Source organism: Nocardia sp. NBC_01009, from assembly GCF_045208035.1.
Classification (GTDB): Bacteria; Actinomycetota; Actinomycetes; order Mycobacteriales; family Mycobacteriaceae; genus Nocardia.
Window position 1 is genome coordinate 6,655,633 of the sequence record NZ_CP108695.1, and the last position, 13,925, is coordinate 6,669,557.

Sequence of the window (13,925 nt, forward strand, 5' to 3'; positions counted from 1 at the left end):
GCGTTCGACCAGGTCCAGAGCGGCCTACCACTTCATCACCTCGCGCGCCTCGTCGGACGCTGATACCGCTGCATCGAACGCGCTGATCATCGCCTCTAGGCCGTAGACCTTGCATGATCGCCATGGCGAATCGGAGCAGTGCAGCGGTTCGAGAGTTTGCGCGCGGAGTAGCGGCGCGGCGTGCGTGAAGTCGAGACGGGCCCTGCCCAGTGGGGACTCGCGGTCGGCGATGTCGCAATGCCCTTCACCCACCAGCCCGCGGGCGGGTCGGTGACCGGCTCGCGGGGCGTCATACTCCAGGAATACCTGGCCGACGAGTTCGCCGCGGATGCGGGCCGCGGTCTTGTCGAAGATCGACTCGAGGTGATCCTGGACGGTGTAGGCGGATGCGCCGAGCGCCCTCGCGATGTCTATGGTGGCGCGGCCCTGGATGCAGAGGAGGGTCACCTGACATCAGCGCTGCGACTGTCGTCGCCACCGCGACGTGCGGCCGGGTCCGCGAGATCGACACCGCCCTGGATCGGGCAGGGGCGCGCGGGGGGTCGTGGCACGACGACGACACCCACCGTGTGCCTAGCCTCGTTTGCCTGTGCGCATACCCCGCACGATCCGCCGGAGCCGGCCCACCCGAGCCTGGATGTCACGCTCCGCGCCGTGATCGGTCGGGTGGTAGTAGTCGACGCCCACCAGTTCGTCCGGCGGATACTGTTGCGCGAGAACACCATCCGGATTGTCATGCGGGTACTTGTAGCCCTTGGCGTTGCCCAGCATCGCGGCGCCCGCGTAGTGGCCGTCACGCAGGTGTGGTGGCACCGCACCTGCCTTGCCCGCGGCGACATCGGCCATGGCCGCGCCGATCGCGCCGATGACGGCGCCCGATTTCGGGGCGGTGGCGAGGTGGATCGTGGCCTGCGCCAAAGCGAGTCGACCCTCGGGCAGACCAACCAGCTGGACGACCTGGGCGGCGGCGGCCGCGGTCTGTAGTGCGGTGGGATCGGCCATGCCGATGTCTTCGCTGGCGTGGATCATCAAACGGCGGGCGATGAAGCGGGGATCCTCCCCCGCGCTGAGCATGCGCGCCAGGTAGTGCAGGGCTGCGTCCACATCGGAGCCGCGGATGGACTTGATGAAGGCGCTGATCACGTCGTAGTGCTGATCGCCGGCACGGTCGTAGCGCACCGCGGCCTTATCGACGCTGGCCTCGACGAGATCCACGTCCACAGCGCCGTCCAGAGAGGACTCGGCCGACGCCTCCAGCGCGGTCAAGGCACGGCGGGCGTCGCCGCCCGCGATGCGCACGATGTGATCGAGCGCGGCATCGGTCACCTTGTACTCGCCGTTGAGGCCGCGTTCATCGCCGATCGCGCGTTCGAGCACCAGACGGATATCGGCCTCGGTGAGCGACTGCAGCTGCAGCACCAGCGAGCGCGACAGCAATGGCGACACCACCGAGAAGGACGGATTCTCCGTCGTCGCGCCGACCAGCAGCACGATCCGGTTCTCCACCGCGGCCAGCAGTGCATCCTGTTGAGTCTTGGAGAAGCGGTGCACCTCGTCGATGAACAGCACGGTCTGCTCGCCCGCGGTGAGCCTGCGGCGCGCCACATCGATGACCGCGCGCACCTCTTTCACCCCCGCCGACAAGGCCGACAGTGCCTCGAAGCGCCGGCCGGTGGACTGCGAAATCAGCGAGGCGAGGGTGGTCTTCCCGGTGCCCGGCGGCCCGTACAGCAGCACCGACGCCGCGCCCGAACCCTCGATCAACCGCCGCAGCGGTGACCCCGGGCCGAGCAGATGCTGCTGGCCGACCACTTCGTCCAGCGCGGCGGGCCGCATCCGCACAGCAAGCGGGGCGCCCGCATCGCGGCGCACCACTCTATCGATGGTGTGCTCCGTCGGCGCGGCATCGCCGGGCACGTCGAACAGGCCTTCGCTCACGCTGAGCAGGTTACCGAGACCCACCGACAACGCCGCAGCGCAGCTGTTCCTCGATGTTCACTGTGACGTCGGGCGGTCCGATTTGCGTGTCGACCGGACATCGGATGTGATCACTACCCGTGGCTGAAAACACGGTCGTTTCACACCCCGGCTCCCCCGGATCCCTCGCCCGGCGCACCCTGCTGAAGGGTGGCGCTGCAGCAGCGGCCGCCGCCACCATGCTGGCGGTCGCCGCACCGGCGCGCGGCGCTGCCGAACCGGTGTTCCGGCATGGCGTTGCCTCCGGCGATCCGCTGCCCGACGGGGTGATCCTGTGGACCCGTGTCACCGTATCCGATGCCGCAACGCCGGGTTCCGGTGTCGGCGAAGCAGCGGCAGTGCGCTGGGAGGTCGCCGCCGACGAACGGTTCACCTCGCTCGTCGGAGCCGGAACCGCCACGGCCACAGCGGATTCCGATCACACCGTCAAGATCGACGTGAGCGGGCTCGCACCCGGCACACGCTATTACTACCGCTTCACCGCGTTCGGGGTGACCTCATCGGTCGGGCGCACCTGCACCGCACCCGCCGCCTCGGCCACCCCCGACCGCCTGCGGTTCGGCGTGGTCTCCTGCGCGAACTGGGAGGCCGGATACTTCGGCGCCTACCGGCACCTGGCGGCGCGCACCGATCTCGATGCGATCGTGCACCTCGGCGACTACATCTACGAGTACGGGCACGGCGAGTACGGCGGCCGCAACGGCTCGGTCCGCCCGCACGACCCGGTGAACGAGATCGTCACGCTGGCCGACTACCGGATCCGACACGCGCAGTACAAGACCGATCCGGACCTGATGGCCCTGCATGCGCTCGTGCCGTTCATCTGCACCTGGGACGATCACGAGGGCGCCGACAACTCCTGGTCCGGCGGCTCCAGCCACCACAACCCCGCCCTCCAGGGCGACTGGCAGGACCGGCGCGCGGCGTCGGCCCGCGCCTACCTGGAGTGGATGCCGGTCCGTACCAGCGGCTCCGGCGCCGACGTGCAGATCTACCGGCGGCTGCGTTTCGGCACCCTCGCCGAACTGTCGATGCTCGACCTTCGCAGCTACCGCGATCAGGAGTCGAAGCCCGGCGCGGGCTGGCGCGAGATGGACAACCCGGCGCGCACCATCACCGGCAAGGCGCAAATGGAGTGGCTCACCGCCGGTTTGGCGTCCGCACCGGTGCGCTGGAAACTGATCGGCAACTCGGTGATGATCGCACCGTTGGTGTTCCCGCCCCTGGAGCCGGCCACCACCGCGGCCGTCACGACCATGATGGGCGTGCCGCAGGCGGGCATTCCGGCCAACAGCGACCAGTGGGACGGCTACACCGCCGACCGGCAGCGGCTGTTCCGCGCGATCACCGACCAGCAGGTCGGCGATGTGGTCTTCCTGACCGGCGATATCCACTCCTCCTGGGCCGCAGACCTGCCCGTCGACGCCGCGAACTACCCGGGCGGACCGACCGTCGGCGCGGAATTCGTCGTCCCCTCCGTCACCTCCTCGAGCCTCGGCGAAATCATGAAGGCGCCACCACGCACGGTCGCGGTGCCGGTGGAAGAGTCGATCAAGGGCGTCAACCACCACCTGCGCTACGTCGAACTGGATTCGCACGGCTACGGCGTGCTCGAGGTCAACCCCGACCAAACCCAGATGGACTGGTTCTATCTCACCGATGTCGCAGACCCGAATTCCGGCGTCCGCCACGGCGCCTCCTACGCCGTCCGCTCCGGCGGCCGGATCGAACCACGTCCGGCACTGCTGCCCTGACGACCGTCGCGCCGAGATTCACCCGGCAAGTCGCGATACGCGAACCACGAATCGGGGCAGAATTCTTTCCGACGGTTGTCGATTTCCGTCGAACTCGCTCGTCGGGATGAGTACGGGACCCGAACGGCGGGTTCTGCCACCGAAGGAGCGCTGTCATGAGCCAGTATCTGGTGCTGATCTATGAAGACGAGAATGCCTATGCGACCGCTTCGCAGGAAGTCATGGGCGCGGTCTACCAGGACCACGTGACGTTCCAGGAGATCGCGGGCGATGCGCTACAAGGCGGAAACGCCCTGCAGCCGACCCCCACCGCCACCTCGATACGCAAGAACGACAACGGCGATTTCACCGTGACCGACGCGCCGTTCGGCGAGGCCAAGGAGGCACTCGGCGGCTACTACCTGCTCGAGGCTCCTGATCTGGATGCCGCGATCGCACTGGCAAAGCAGGTGCCCGCCCGATTCGGCGGTGTCGAGGTGCGCCCGATCATGGTGTTCGAATAGACCGAGCGCAGGCAGGGAACGGGCGGTCGATGTCGATCCACACCCCCGCGGCCGAGCGGGCGGCCGCGGCCGTCGAGCAGGCGCATCGTCGCGAATGGGCCTTCGTGCTCGCCGCGACGGTGCGGCTGGTCCGCGATTTCGATCTGGCCGAGGAGTGTGTGCAGGACGCCTACGCCAAGGCGCTCACGGAGTGGGCGGCCGACGGCGTGCCTGCGAAACCCGGTGCCTGGCTCACCACCGTCGCCCGGCGTCGCGGCCTCGATCTGCTACGCCGCAATTCGACCATGCAGCGCAGCCTGCCGCTGCTGGTCACCGACCACGTCGAAGGCGACACAGCCGATCTCGCACTCGCCGCTGTCGACGCCGCCACCGATATCCCCGACGACCGACTCCGGCTGATCAGCACCTGCTGCCACCCGGCGCTGGCCCGCGAGGCTCAGGTGGCGCTCACCCTGCGCCTGGTCTGCGGCATCACCACCCCCGAGGTCGCACGCGCCTTCCTGCTCAGCGAGTCGACCATGGCGGCGCGAATCACGCGCGCCAAGAAGAAGATTGCGCTGGCAGGCATCCCCTATCGGGTGCCGTCGGTGCGGGAACTTCCGCAACGCCTCGATGCCATCTGTGCTGTCATCCATCTGTTGTTCACCACCGGCCACACCGCGCCGTCCGGTGATGCGCTCGTCCGTGCCGATCTCGTCGAGCGCGCACTGCAATTGGCGCGGATGATGCATACGCTGGTGCCCGACGATCCGTCGATGACCGGTCTGCTGGCACTGATCCTGCTCACCGATGCCCGCAGGGCGGCACGCGTGACCGCGGACGGCGAACTGTGCACCCTCGAACATCAGGACCGTGCCCGGTGGGACCGTGCAGCCATCACCGAGGGCGTCGCATTGGTGAAACATGCACTGCCACATACCGACCGGTACACGCTGCAGGCTGCGATCGCAGCGGTGCACGATGAGGCGCCGAGCTGGGAACAGACCGACTGGCGGGAAATCACCGGTCTGTATGTTCTGCTGCTTCGGGAGTGGCCGTCCCCGGTGGCCCGCCTGAATTATGCGGTGGCGGTCGGGCTTTCCGGCAATCCGAGCCGCGCGCTCGCCCTGCTGAACGACCTTGCCGCCGAGCCCGCCCTGGCCACCTACGGCTACCTTGAGGCCTCTCGCGCGGCGTTCCTCGCCCGGCTCGGCCGCACCGCAGATGCCGCGACGGCCTATGAACGGGCGCTGCTGCTGACCGAGAACACCGTCGAACGCGCCTATCTGGAAAAACGTGCGGCCGAACTCGACCCGTGACCACGGCACCGTCTTCGAATGCCCCGCATGTCGAATCCGGCATGCACCGGACGAATCCTGTTCGGTCCAGACCTGTTCGGACCGGTCGGTTACTCGGACCAGCGCTCTTCGAGCATGGCCGAGACATCCTCGGCGAAGTCGCCGACAGCATCGTCACCCGTGCAGCGGGCGTCCTCGGCCAGCGCCGCCCAGCGGTTGATCAATGCCTCCGAGCGCGGCACCGAGAGTCCGTGCTCGCGAGCCGCGGCGATGCGGGCATGGTCCGCGGGCAGGAACCAATAGGTCGACAGCCACACCCAGATCAGGCGGGCCTCCAGGATGCGCTCGGCAAGCACGTCGTCGTCGGCCAGTGACTGCCAGACGCCGACGACCTCCGAGCGCCACGCCTCTACCATCTGCTGTGCGCGTTCGCGGGACAGTTCGAAGTCGCACAGGCATCCAGGGAAAGACACCAGCGCGTAGGCGATGTCGAGGGTGGCATCGCGGAAACCGCCCCATTCGTAGTCGAGGAACCGCGCACCCTCCTCGTTCAGGATGACATTGTCCGGGCACAGATCCGAGGGACTGAAGGCGCGAAAACGCCCCGCGGAGAACAAGCGGTTACCGCGCACGATCCGCTCGGCGATCTCACCGGGCACCTCGATGCCGAGTTCGCGCTGCAGCATGCCGGGCACCTCGGAGATGGCGGCCTCGGCCTGCTGCGCGATGCCGTCGACCCGGTGCACCACATCGACGCGGCGCAGCAGCGCGACGAAATCCGCCTCGCGCCCAACAGTTGCCGCATGCATTCTGCCGAGCGCCTGCGCGAAGGCCATCAACCCGTTGCGGGTCGCAGGCTCCGAGCCGGACTGCAGGACCGCGGTGATGCTGGCGTTGTCACCGAGGTCGCTGAGGATGAGCAACCGGTCGGGCAGGCTGTGCGCTATCAGGTACGCGCCGGGTCGTTGCTCGCGACTGAGCGCAGTCGTGAACTGGTAGGACACCGCTTCGCGTAGGAATGCGGAGTCGATGCTGGCCACACCGGGCGCTAGCCCTCCGGTGTGGCGATCCTCTGCGGAGCCACGGACCTGCTTGATAATCAGCGTCCGTGGCAACGAAAAGGCGTTCTCTGAAACACGTACGCGTAGGACAGTTGTCCTGCCACTGCCGCTGAGCTCGATCGGATCGCTCAGCTTCACCGGAGCACCCATTCGCTTTGTAAGCAACTGTTGCGCTGCGGACACGACTTCGGCGGCGCGTTCGGCCAATAGTGCGGTCATCGCCATTCAAGCTACTCGCACCGGGTCACTTCTAGCGAGCAGTTACACAACCTTTCCGCGTCGTTCGGCGTGTCTCGGTCGAGGTTGCGGAACGGGCGCTCCTTGCTTGACACCATTGCGCGCGTCCGGTTTTCTCATCGTCAACTGCCGTGCGCCACACCGCAAACCAGTTGCGTCGAAAGGTCTACGACAATGGCCGACACACCGTCTTCCACACCGAACGATCCAGCTGGCGAATCTCCCGAGCACAGCGGTGGCGAGAAGTTCGCCGCGCAGCCGGGTCAGCACGAAAGCTCCGACCCGCAGTCGCCGGGCACCGGCACCGAGCACGGCCGCCACGAGATGGCGGGTCCCGCCGGGTACCCGCAGTTCGAGGGCCCGGGCGCGGCGCAGTACGGCAGCGAACCGGTGGAGCCACCGCCCGCGGTGGCTCCGATGCCGCAGGCCCCGCCCCCTCAACAACCGCCTGCGCCGCACCAGCCGACCTACGGTCCGCCGGGGACCGGTCCGGCGGGTCCCCAGCCCGGCATGATGCCGCCGCCCGGGATGCAGCCCTACCCCGGCGCAACACCGCCACCGCCCAGCATCATGCCGCCACTGCCCGGCGGCCCGCTGCCGACCTACGGCTATCAAGCCGCTGACAACGTCCCCCGCAGTCTCGACGTCGGAAACGCGTTGAGCTACGGCTGGGAGAGGTTCCGGGCGAATCCGCTGCCGTGGCTCGGCACCACCGCGGTCGGCGTACTCATCTATCTCGCGTTCGTCCTCGTCGTCCGGATCACGAATCCGACGTCGATGCTGCCCGTGCTGCTGATCTTCCTGGCCGTGATGGTAGGGATCTGGCTGCTCCAGGCCGCGCTCGTCCGTGGCGCGCTGTACGAAACCGACGGCTACAAACCGGTTTTCGGGTCGTACTTCCACTTCGTGAACGCGGGCAATGTGCTGCTGACCGCACTGCTGGCGTTCGTGCTCACGGGGATCGGTTTCGCGCTGTGTGTCCTGCCGGGGCTCATCGCCGGGTTCCTGTGCATGTTCGCGCTGCATTATGTCGTGGATCAGGATCTGGGCCCGTTTGCCGCGATCAAGGCCAGCGCCACCCTTGTTGTCACCAATGCCGGGCCGGTGCTCTTGCTCGCTCTCGCGGTCATGGTGCTGACCGTCGTCGGCGCGATTCTGTGCGGCCTCGGTTTGTTCGTTGCCGCGCCGGTGGCAACTATCGCGGTGACCTTCGCCTACCGCACCCTGACCGGCGGCATGGTCGCGCCGCTCTGAAAACTGGCGCGTGCGGTCGCTAGCCGACCAGCGACCGCATTCCGACCCACTGCTTGAAGCGCGATATGGGTCCGCCCTCGCTGCCTGCGCGAGGGCGCATCTCCAGCACGATCACCCCGGCCACCACGATGCCCGCCAGATTCACCGCCAGCTGGCCGGCCGACATGAACGCGATACGCCATTCCCCCATGGTGGCCGCGACCACGGCGAATCCGGCCGCGGGCACCGTCGTCACCGAAATGAACACCCCGATAAGGGCGGCCGATTTCGCGGTGACCAACGAAAGCATCCCCGCCCCACCGGCGAGCAGCGCGACGACGAGCGAAAACGGACCGACCTCGTAGATGAAGTCGACGTTCTTGATGTCCTCGATGCCTGCGAGGTCGATCCAGCCGAACTGCTCCCAGGCCAGCGTCGCCGCCAGGGTGAACAGCATGGCCACCGGGAACCCGATCGCCAGCGCGAGCGCCGAACGGCGCGCGAGCAGAAAATCACGGCGCACCAACCCCACTGCGAACGCCGCCAGCGGCCCGAACTCCGGGCCGACGACCATCGCACCGACGATCGTCACCGGCGAGTCCGTCGCCACACCAACGGCAGCGAGCAGACAGGCGATGGTGAGGAAGGCGACGAAGGTGGAGTTGAGCGACGACTCCTCGTGCACCTGGTTGAGCAGCTCCTCCCACACCACCGCATCGGTCGGATCGCCCGGCGCCTCCGTGATCGCGCGCTCCCCGGCATCGGAGAGCACAGTCTCCACTGGTCCGAGGGTGATGCCGCCGGAATGGGTGATGCCGAGCGAGGTGAGGTCGGCCAGCACATCGTTGGCCGCCTCACGCGCGACATCGGCCTGCACCAGATCCCCCGCAGGCTCGACGGCGACACCCCGCGCCAGCGTCACATGCGTAACGCCCGGATCCGCGGCCAGCACCGACATCACCTTGTCGGTCACATCGGGTGGGCTGATCATACGCAAGTGCAGCAATGGATCCCCTTGTGGTCACCGTCGATCGAACGACATCGAAAACTGACCAGAAGGTACCGCCTGTGCCGTCGAGCCCGCCATTCCCCGATACGGTCCGCAACCCCCACGTCAGCCATGCCGTTCAGGGCCTGGTTTCGGTCCGACCACTGCGGGCACTTCCCGGCAGGTCCGGCAATTCTGCCTTCTCGACGTGAGAAGTACCCGCTGAGTCCGTGACGGGCACCAGCTGAACGGCAGTCGGCGGACTACTCCGCGGTGCGCTCGCCCGTGGCGTCGTCGCCCTTCGCCTCGGGAGCCTTCTTCTTCTCCGGTTTGAAGTCGAGCCCGGCTTCCTTGCGCTGCTGCGGGGTGATCGGTGCGGGCGCGTCGGTCAGCGGGTCGACGCCGCCGCCGGTCTTCGGGAAGGCGATCACCTCGCGGATCGAGTCGAGCCCGGCGAGCAGCGCAGTGATGCGGTCCCAGCCGAAGGCGATACCGCCGTGCGGGGGCGCACCGAAAGCGAAGGCATCCAACAGGAATCCGAACTTCTCCTGCGCCTCCTCATGGCTGATGCCCATCACCTTGAAGACCCGCTCCTGGACATCCCTGCGGTGAATACGAATGCTGCCGCCGCCGATTTCGTTGCCGTTACAGACGATGTCGTAGGCGTAGGCGAGCGCGGAGCCGGGATCGGTGTCGAAGGTGTCGATGGACTCCGGCTTCGGCGAGGTGAACGCGTGATGCACCGCCGTCCAGGCCGAATAACCCAGCGCCACATCGCCGCTCGCGGTCGCATCGGCCGTCGGCTCGAACATCGGCGCGTCCACGATCCAGACGAAGGCCCACGCGTTCTCGTCGATCAGGCCGACCTTGCGGGCGATCTCCCCGCGAGCCGCACCGAGCAGCGCGCGCTGTGCCTTGGCCGGACCGGCCGCGAAGAACACACAGTCACCGGGCTCTGCGCCGACGTGCTTGGCGAGGCCATCGCGCTCGGACTCGCTGAGGTTCTTGGCGACCGGACCGCCGAGCGTGCCGTCCTCCTGCACCAGCACATACGCCAGGCCCTTCGCGCCGCGTTGCTTGGCCCATTCCTGCCATGCGTCGAGCTGACGCCGCGGCTGGCTCGCGCCGCCCGGCATCACGACCGCGCCGACGTACTCGGCCTGGAAGACCCGGAAAGGCGTGTCCTTGAAGTACTCCGCGCACTCGGTGATCTCGACACCGAACCGCAGATCTGGCTTGTCGCTACCGAAGCGACGCATTGCCTCCGCGTAGGTCATGTGCGGAATCGGGAAGGGGATCTCGTAGCCGACCAGCTGCCACAGCGCCGCCAGGATCTCCTCGGCGACCAGGATCACGTCCTCCTGGCGCACGAAGCTCATCTCGAGGTCGAGCTGGGTGAACTCGGGCTGACGATCGGCGCGGAAATCCTCGTCACGGTAGCAGCGGGCAATCTGGTAGTACCGCTCGATCCCACCGACCATGAGCAGCTGCTTGAACAGCTGCGGGCTCTGCGGCAGTGCGTAGAAGCTGCCGGGCTGCAAACGCGCGGGCACCACGAAGTCGCGGGCGCCTTCGGGCGTCGAGCGGGTCAGCGTCGGGGTCTCCACCTCGATGAACTCGTGGGAAGCCAGCACCGCGCGGGCGGCGGCGTTGACCTTCGACCGCAGGCGAATGGCCTTACCCGGCGTCTCACGACGCAGGTCGAGGTAGCGGTACTTGAGGCGGGCCTCGTCTCCAGGCTGCTCGTCGAGCTGGAACGGCAACGGGGCGCTCTCGTTCAGCACCTCGAGCTCGGTGACGTTCACCTCGATGCCGCCGGTCGGCAGCTCCGGGTTCTCGTTACCGTCCGGCCGCAGCTCGACCACGCCGGTGACCCGCACGCAATACTCGGCGCGTAGCCGGTGTGCCTGCGCGGCGGGCTCGCCCTCGCGGAACACCGCCTGCGCCACACCCGACGCGTCGCGCAGATCGATGAAGATCACGCCACCATGGTCACGTCGCCGGGCCACCCAACCGGTGAGGGTGACGGTCTGACCGGCGTGCTCGCTTCGCAGCGAACCAGCCAAGTGGGTGCGCAGCACTGGATTCCTTTCGACGACTTTCGGCACCGGCAGGCATTGGCCAGGTGCGGTAGCCATCGTAGCCAGCCGGGTTGCCGAGCCGGAAACCGATATCGCCGCTGCTACCCGCCGGTGTCTGCGCGGCAGACACGCCACGCAGTCGAACCGCTCGCCGCCCCGCCCATCGTGGTGAGAATGTTCGTCGGGCGGAAACCGACATCCGCCTTCCCGTTTCGGGCGAGGAAACAAAGACCCTGGAGTTGCCCAACCCGCTTGCGTCGGAGCCGACCATAACGAGAGGAGATTGCGGCGATACGACCAGATGATCAATCAAATCTGCAGCTGCAGATAACTGCATCAGCCCGGACAATCGTAAAGAACGATTATGGTGCCGCTACTCAACCACGGCGTATCCAGATCGAACTGGCTTGTGTAGATTGATCACTTTGGACGCGCCGATGGAGTGCCATAATTTCCAGACCGAACGGCGGACAAGGAATACCGTCAAGATCCCTACCAGGGCAAAAGTGGAGATATTATCGGGTTGAATGGATGTCGACGCAGCAGCATACGCAATTGGCTGCGGAATGCTGCAGCACGGTCTGCCAAAACATTCACCGGTATCGTGGCGGCACCATGTCTCGCCCATTTTATCGCCGTCAATTGGCGTAGGAGTGCAGGACCAACCGGAAACCCCGATGCTGCAGGGGTAGGTTTCAACACCGTCATTGAAAGTCATCTGGACTCGATTCTCCAAAAACAGAATCTACTCGCAGAGCCCACATCTGACCCCCCGGCAGATAATTCATCCCTCAGTTAAAGGACTGTAGCAATCGGACCGACCGGGCACAAGAGTTCGCGTTGGCTCACGGCGCCGGTGGTGGCAACCCGCCGTTCCTGAAGCCGCTGTCCGACAACGCCATCCGCGAACTCCGCCGCACCCGCCGTCGACGACGACCGGATCCAGCGCGCCGCACAGGGTCGAATCAACCTGCAGGCGTGGAATCACGAGATCGTGATCAGACACGTTAGTCGAGGGGAAACCGATATCGCCCAGTCCATGTCAAGCTCTAGACAACGCCGCGCCTGCGGGCCGATAACACAGAGAGCGACGACGATGACCTTCAACGAGGGCAGGCAGATCGACCCGGATCGGGTTTCATGGGGCGGCGGCCCGGGCAGGGGTGGCAAGATCGCGCTGGGCGGTGGCGCCGGTGGTCTCGTCCTGCTGGTGCTGACGCTGCTGTTGGGCGGCGATCCCGGCTCGGTGCTCGGCAATTTCACCGGCGCCGAGAACGCCCAGGTACAGCCGGGCGCTGGCCGCATCCCGGAGCGCTGCACGGATAGCGCGAGCGCAAACAAGTACGTCGACTGCCGGGTCGCACTCACCGTGGAGAGCCTGGACGCGGTGTGGCAAACCGAACTGCCGAAGCAGACCGGCCAGCGCTATGTCGACCCGAAGGTGGTGCCGTTCTCCGGCGCGGTCTCGACCGGCTGCGGCAATGCGACCAGCGCGGTCGGCCCGTTCTACTGCCCGGCCGATATGACCGCCTACTTCGACATCAGTTTCTTCCGGGAACTCGTCGACCGATTCGGCGCCAGCAGCGGCCCGCTCGCTCAGGAATACGTGGTAGCGCACGAATTCGGCCACCACATCCAGAACCTGCTCGGCGATATCGGTCGCGCCCAACGTGATCCGCGCGGGCCCGAGTCCGGAGCGGTGCGCACCGAACTGCAGGCCGACTGCTACGCGGGCATCTGGGCGCATTTCGCCGACAAGACGCCCGCACCTGGCGGTGATCGGCCGTTCCTGAAGCCGCTGTCCGACAACGACATTCGCGACGGGCTCTCTGCCGCGTCCGCAGTCGGTGATGACCGCATCCAGCGCGCGGCGCAGGGCCGGGTGAACCCGGAAGCCTGGACTCACGGATCCTCCGAGCAGCGTCAGAAGTGGTTCCTCACCGGCTACCGCACCGGGGAGGTCAACGCCTGCGACACGTATTCTGCACCGGACCTGAACAATCCGCCTGGGCTGCGCTGAACGAACCACTCCGACAACAACTCTGCCCGGCGACGGATGCTCGACACGACAGCCGGGTAGGGCCGCAGCAATTCGGCACGCTGTAATGATCGATGTCGAATTGCCCGGCGCACACCGAAGATGGGGATTTCATGCGAAAAATGACATCGGCACTGCTGATTCTCGTAGCGGCACTTGCGGGCAGCTGGGGCCTCGCCTCCGCCGAGCCGGCACCGGATGCACCAACGCCTGCGGTGCCCGCCGTCGCCCTGCTCACGCTGACGACCATGCCCAGCGGCTGGCAGAGCCGCATCGACCTGCGCCCGGCGCTGGAGGTGTACCCCGACGGCCGCGCGATCAAGACGCCGGACGCCACGGCCGCCGATCGGGTCCCCACGACGCCGCCGCAACGACTGAACGGGACGGTCTCGCCGGATGTGCTGAACGCGGCGCTTGCCGAGATCAGGGCATTGGCGACGCTGGATCTCGGCATGCCGAGCGCCACCGATCAGGGCACCCAGATCATCGATGTCATGCCGCAGCAGCCGGACCAGGACGTGCACGTGATCATGTATGCCCCGGATCTCACCGACGGCCTGACCAGCGAGCAGAAGGCCGCGCGCCAACGTTTCGGCGACCTGTACCGCAAACTCGTGGGCTCCTTCGTGCAGAGCTGAGCAGGCCGGTGGGCGGCCGCCACGAAGATCCAGCCGCACTGCCAAGAGTTCGACTGTGGTTGACCCAGGTCAGGTCGCCGGCCGACTCGTCGGCCAGGTGAGATCGCCGGCAGCTCGGAAGAATCCGACGAACGACAG

The 13,925-nt window shown here is 66.9% G+C and carries 11 protein-coding genes; 6 read left to right on the forward strand and 5 right to left on the reverse strand.

Annotation, left to right across the window (positions count from 1 at the left end):
• Positions 1 to 24: 24 nt before the first annotated feature.
• Positions 25 to 447 (reverse strand): hypothetical protein, encoded by a 423-nt coding sequence (locus OHA42_RS29850; protein ID WP_406231104.1) that lies wholly within the window; start codon positions 445 to 447, stop codon positions 25 to 27.
• Between the two features lie 126 nt (positions 448 to 573).
• Positions 574 to 1,917: a replication-associated recombination protein A gene (locus tag OHA42_RS29855; RefSeq protein WP_406239676.1), complete on the reverse strand. Its 1,344-nt coding sequence runs from the start codon at positions 1,915 to 1,917 to the stop codon at positions 574 to 576.
• 239 nt (positions 1,918 to 2,156) lie between these two features.
• Here OHA42_RS29855 and OHA42_RS29860 point away from each other — a divergent pair, with 239 nt between their 5' ends.
• The 3 genes from OHA42_RS29860 to OHA42_RS29870 all read left to right on the forward strand — a co-directional run bounded on the left by OHA42_RS29860 (position 2,157) and on the right by OHA42_RS29870 (position 5,532).
• A complete protein-coding gene (locus OHA42_RS29860) occupies positions 2,157 to 3,731 on the forward strand; it encodes an alkaline phosphatase D family protein (protein ID WP_406239678.1) in 1,575 nt (524 codons plus the stop codon).
• Between the two features lie 155 nt (positions 3,732 to 3,886).
• On the forward strand, positions 3,887 to 4,234 hold the full coding sequence (locus OHA42_RS29865) for a YciI family protein (protein ID WP_328403139.1): 348 nt from the start codon (positions 3,887 to 3,889) through the stop codon (positions 4,232 to 4,234).
• Positions 4,235 to 4,263: 29 nt separating this feature from the next.
• Entirely contained in the window at positions 4,264 to 5,532 is a 1,269-nt protein-coding gene (locus OHA42_RS29870) for an RNA polymerase sigma factor (RefSeq protein WP_406231105.1), read from the forward strand.
• An 89-nt stretch (positions 5,533 to 5,621) separates the two neighbouring features.
• Here OHA42_RS29870 and OHA42_RS29875 read toward each other — a convergent pair whose 3' ends face one another.
• On the reverse strand, positions 5,622 to 6,791 hold the full coding sequence (locus tag OHA42_RS29875) for a phosphotransferase family protein (protein WP_406231106.1): 1,170 nt from the start codon (positions 6,789 to 6,791) through the stop codon (positions 5,622 to 5,624).
• Positions 6,792 to 6,983: 192 nt separating this feature from the next.
• Here OHA42_RS29875 and OHA42_RS29880 point away from each other — a divergent pair, with 192 nt between their 5' ends.
• Positions 6,984 to 8,063 (forward strand): hypothetical protein, encoded by a 1,080-nt coding sequence (locus OHA42_RS29880; RefSeq protein ID WP_406231107.1) that lies wholly within the window; start codon positions 6,984 to 6,986, stop codon positions 8,061 to 8,063.
• Between the two features lie 19 nt (positions 8,064 to 8,082).
• On the opposite strand, the gene OHA42_RS29885 is transcribed toward OHA42_RS29880, so the two are convergent.
• A complete protein-coding gene (locus OHA42_RS29885; RefSeq protein WP_406231108.1) occupies positions 8,083 to 9,048 on the reverse strand; it encodes a DUF389 domain-containing protein in 966 nt (321 codons plus the stop codon).
• 245 nt (positions 9,049 to 9,293) lie between these two features.
• On the reverse strand, positions 9,294 to 11,111 hold the full coding sequence (gene aspS, locus OHA42_RS29890; RefSeq protein ID WP_406239680.1) for an aspartate--tRNA ligase: 1,818 nt from the start codon (positions 11,109 to 11,111) through the stop codon (positions 9,294 to 9,296).
• A gap of 1,096 nt (positions 11,112 to 12,207) precedes the next feature.
• Here aspS and OHA42_RS29895 point away from each other — a divergent pair.
• Together OHA42_RS29895 and OHA42_RS29900 are read left to right on the forward strand one after the other, a co-directional pair.
• The gene (locus OHA42_RS29895) at positions 12,208 to 13,131 is read left to right on the forward strand and encodes a neutral zinc metallopeptidase (RefSeq protein ID WP_406231109.1); all 924 of its coding nucleotides are present in this window, start codon (positions 12,208 to 12,210) and stop codon (positions 13,129 to 13,131) included.
• A 140-nt stretch (positions 13,132 to 13,271) separates the two neighbouring features.
• Positions 13,272 to 13,787: a hypothetical protein gene (locus OHA42_RS29900; protein ID WP_406231110.1), complete on the forward strand. Its 516-nt coding sequence runs from the start codon at positions 13,272 to 13,274 to the stop codon at positions 13,785 to 13,787.
• Positions 13,788 to 13,925: the final 138 nt, after the last annotated feature.

What these genes read in the sequence shown, in the direction of transcription:
- OHA42_RS29860 (WP_406239678.1), top strand. Translation starts at nt 2,157, where the DNA reads ATGCTGGCGGTCGCCGCACCGGCGCGCGGCGCTGCCGAACCGGTGTTC.
- OHA42_RS29865 (WP_328403139.1), top strand. Translation starts at nt 3,887, where the DNA reads ATGAGCCAGTATCTGGTGCTGATCTATGAAGACGAGAATGCCTATGCG.
- OHA42_RS29870 (WP_406231105.1), top strand. Translation starts at nt 4,264, where the DNA reads ATGTCGATCCACACCCCCGCGGCCGAGCGGGCGGCCGCGGCCGTCGAG.
- OHA42_RS29875 (WP_406231106.1), bottom strand. Translation starts at nt 6,791, where the DNA reads ATGACCGCACTATTGGCCGAACGCGCCGCCGAAGTCGTGTCCGCAGCG.
- OHA42_RS29880 (WP_406231107.1), top strand. Translation starts at nt 6,984, where the DNA reads ATGGCCGACACACCGTCTTCCACACCGAACGATCCAGCTGGCGAATCT.
- OHA42_RS29895 (WP_406231109.1), top strand. Translation starts at nt 12,208, where the DNA reads ATGACCTTCAACGAGGGCAGGCAGATCGACCCGGATCGGGTTTCATGG.
- OHA42_RS29900 (WP_406231110.1), top strand. Translation starts at nt 13,272, where the DNA reads ATGACATCGGCACTGCTGATTCTCGTAGCGGCACTTGCGGGCAGCTGG.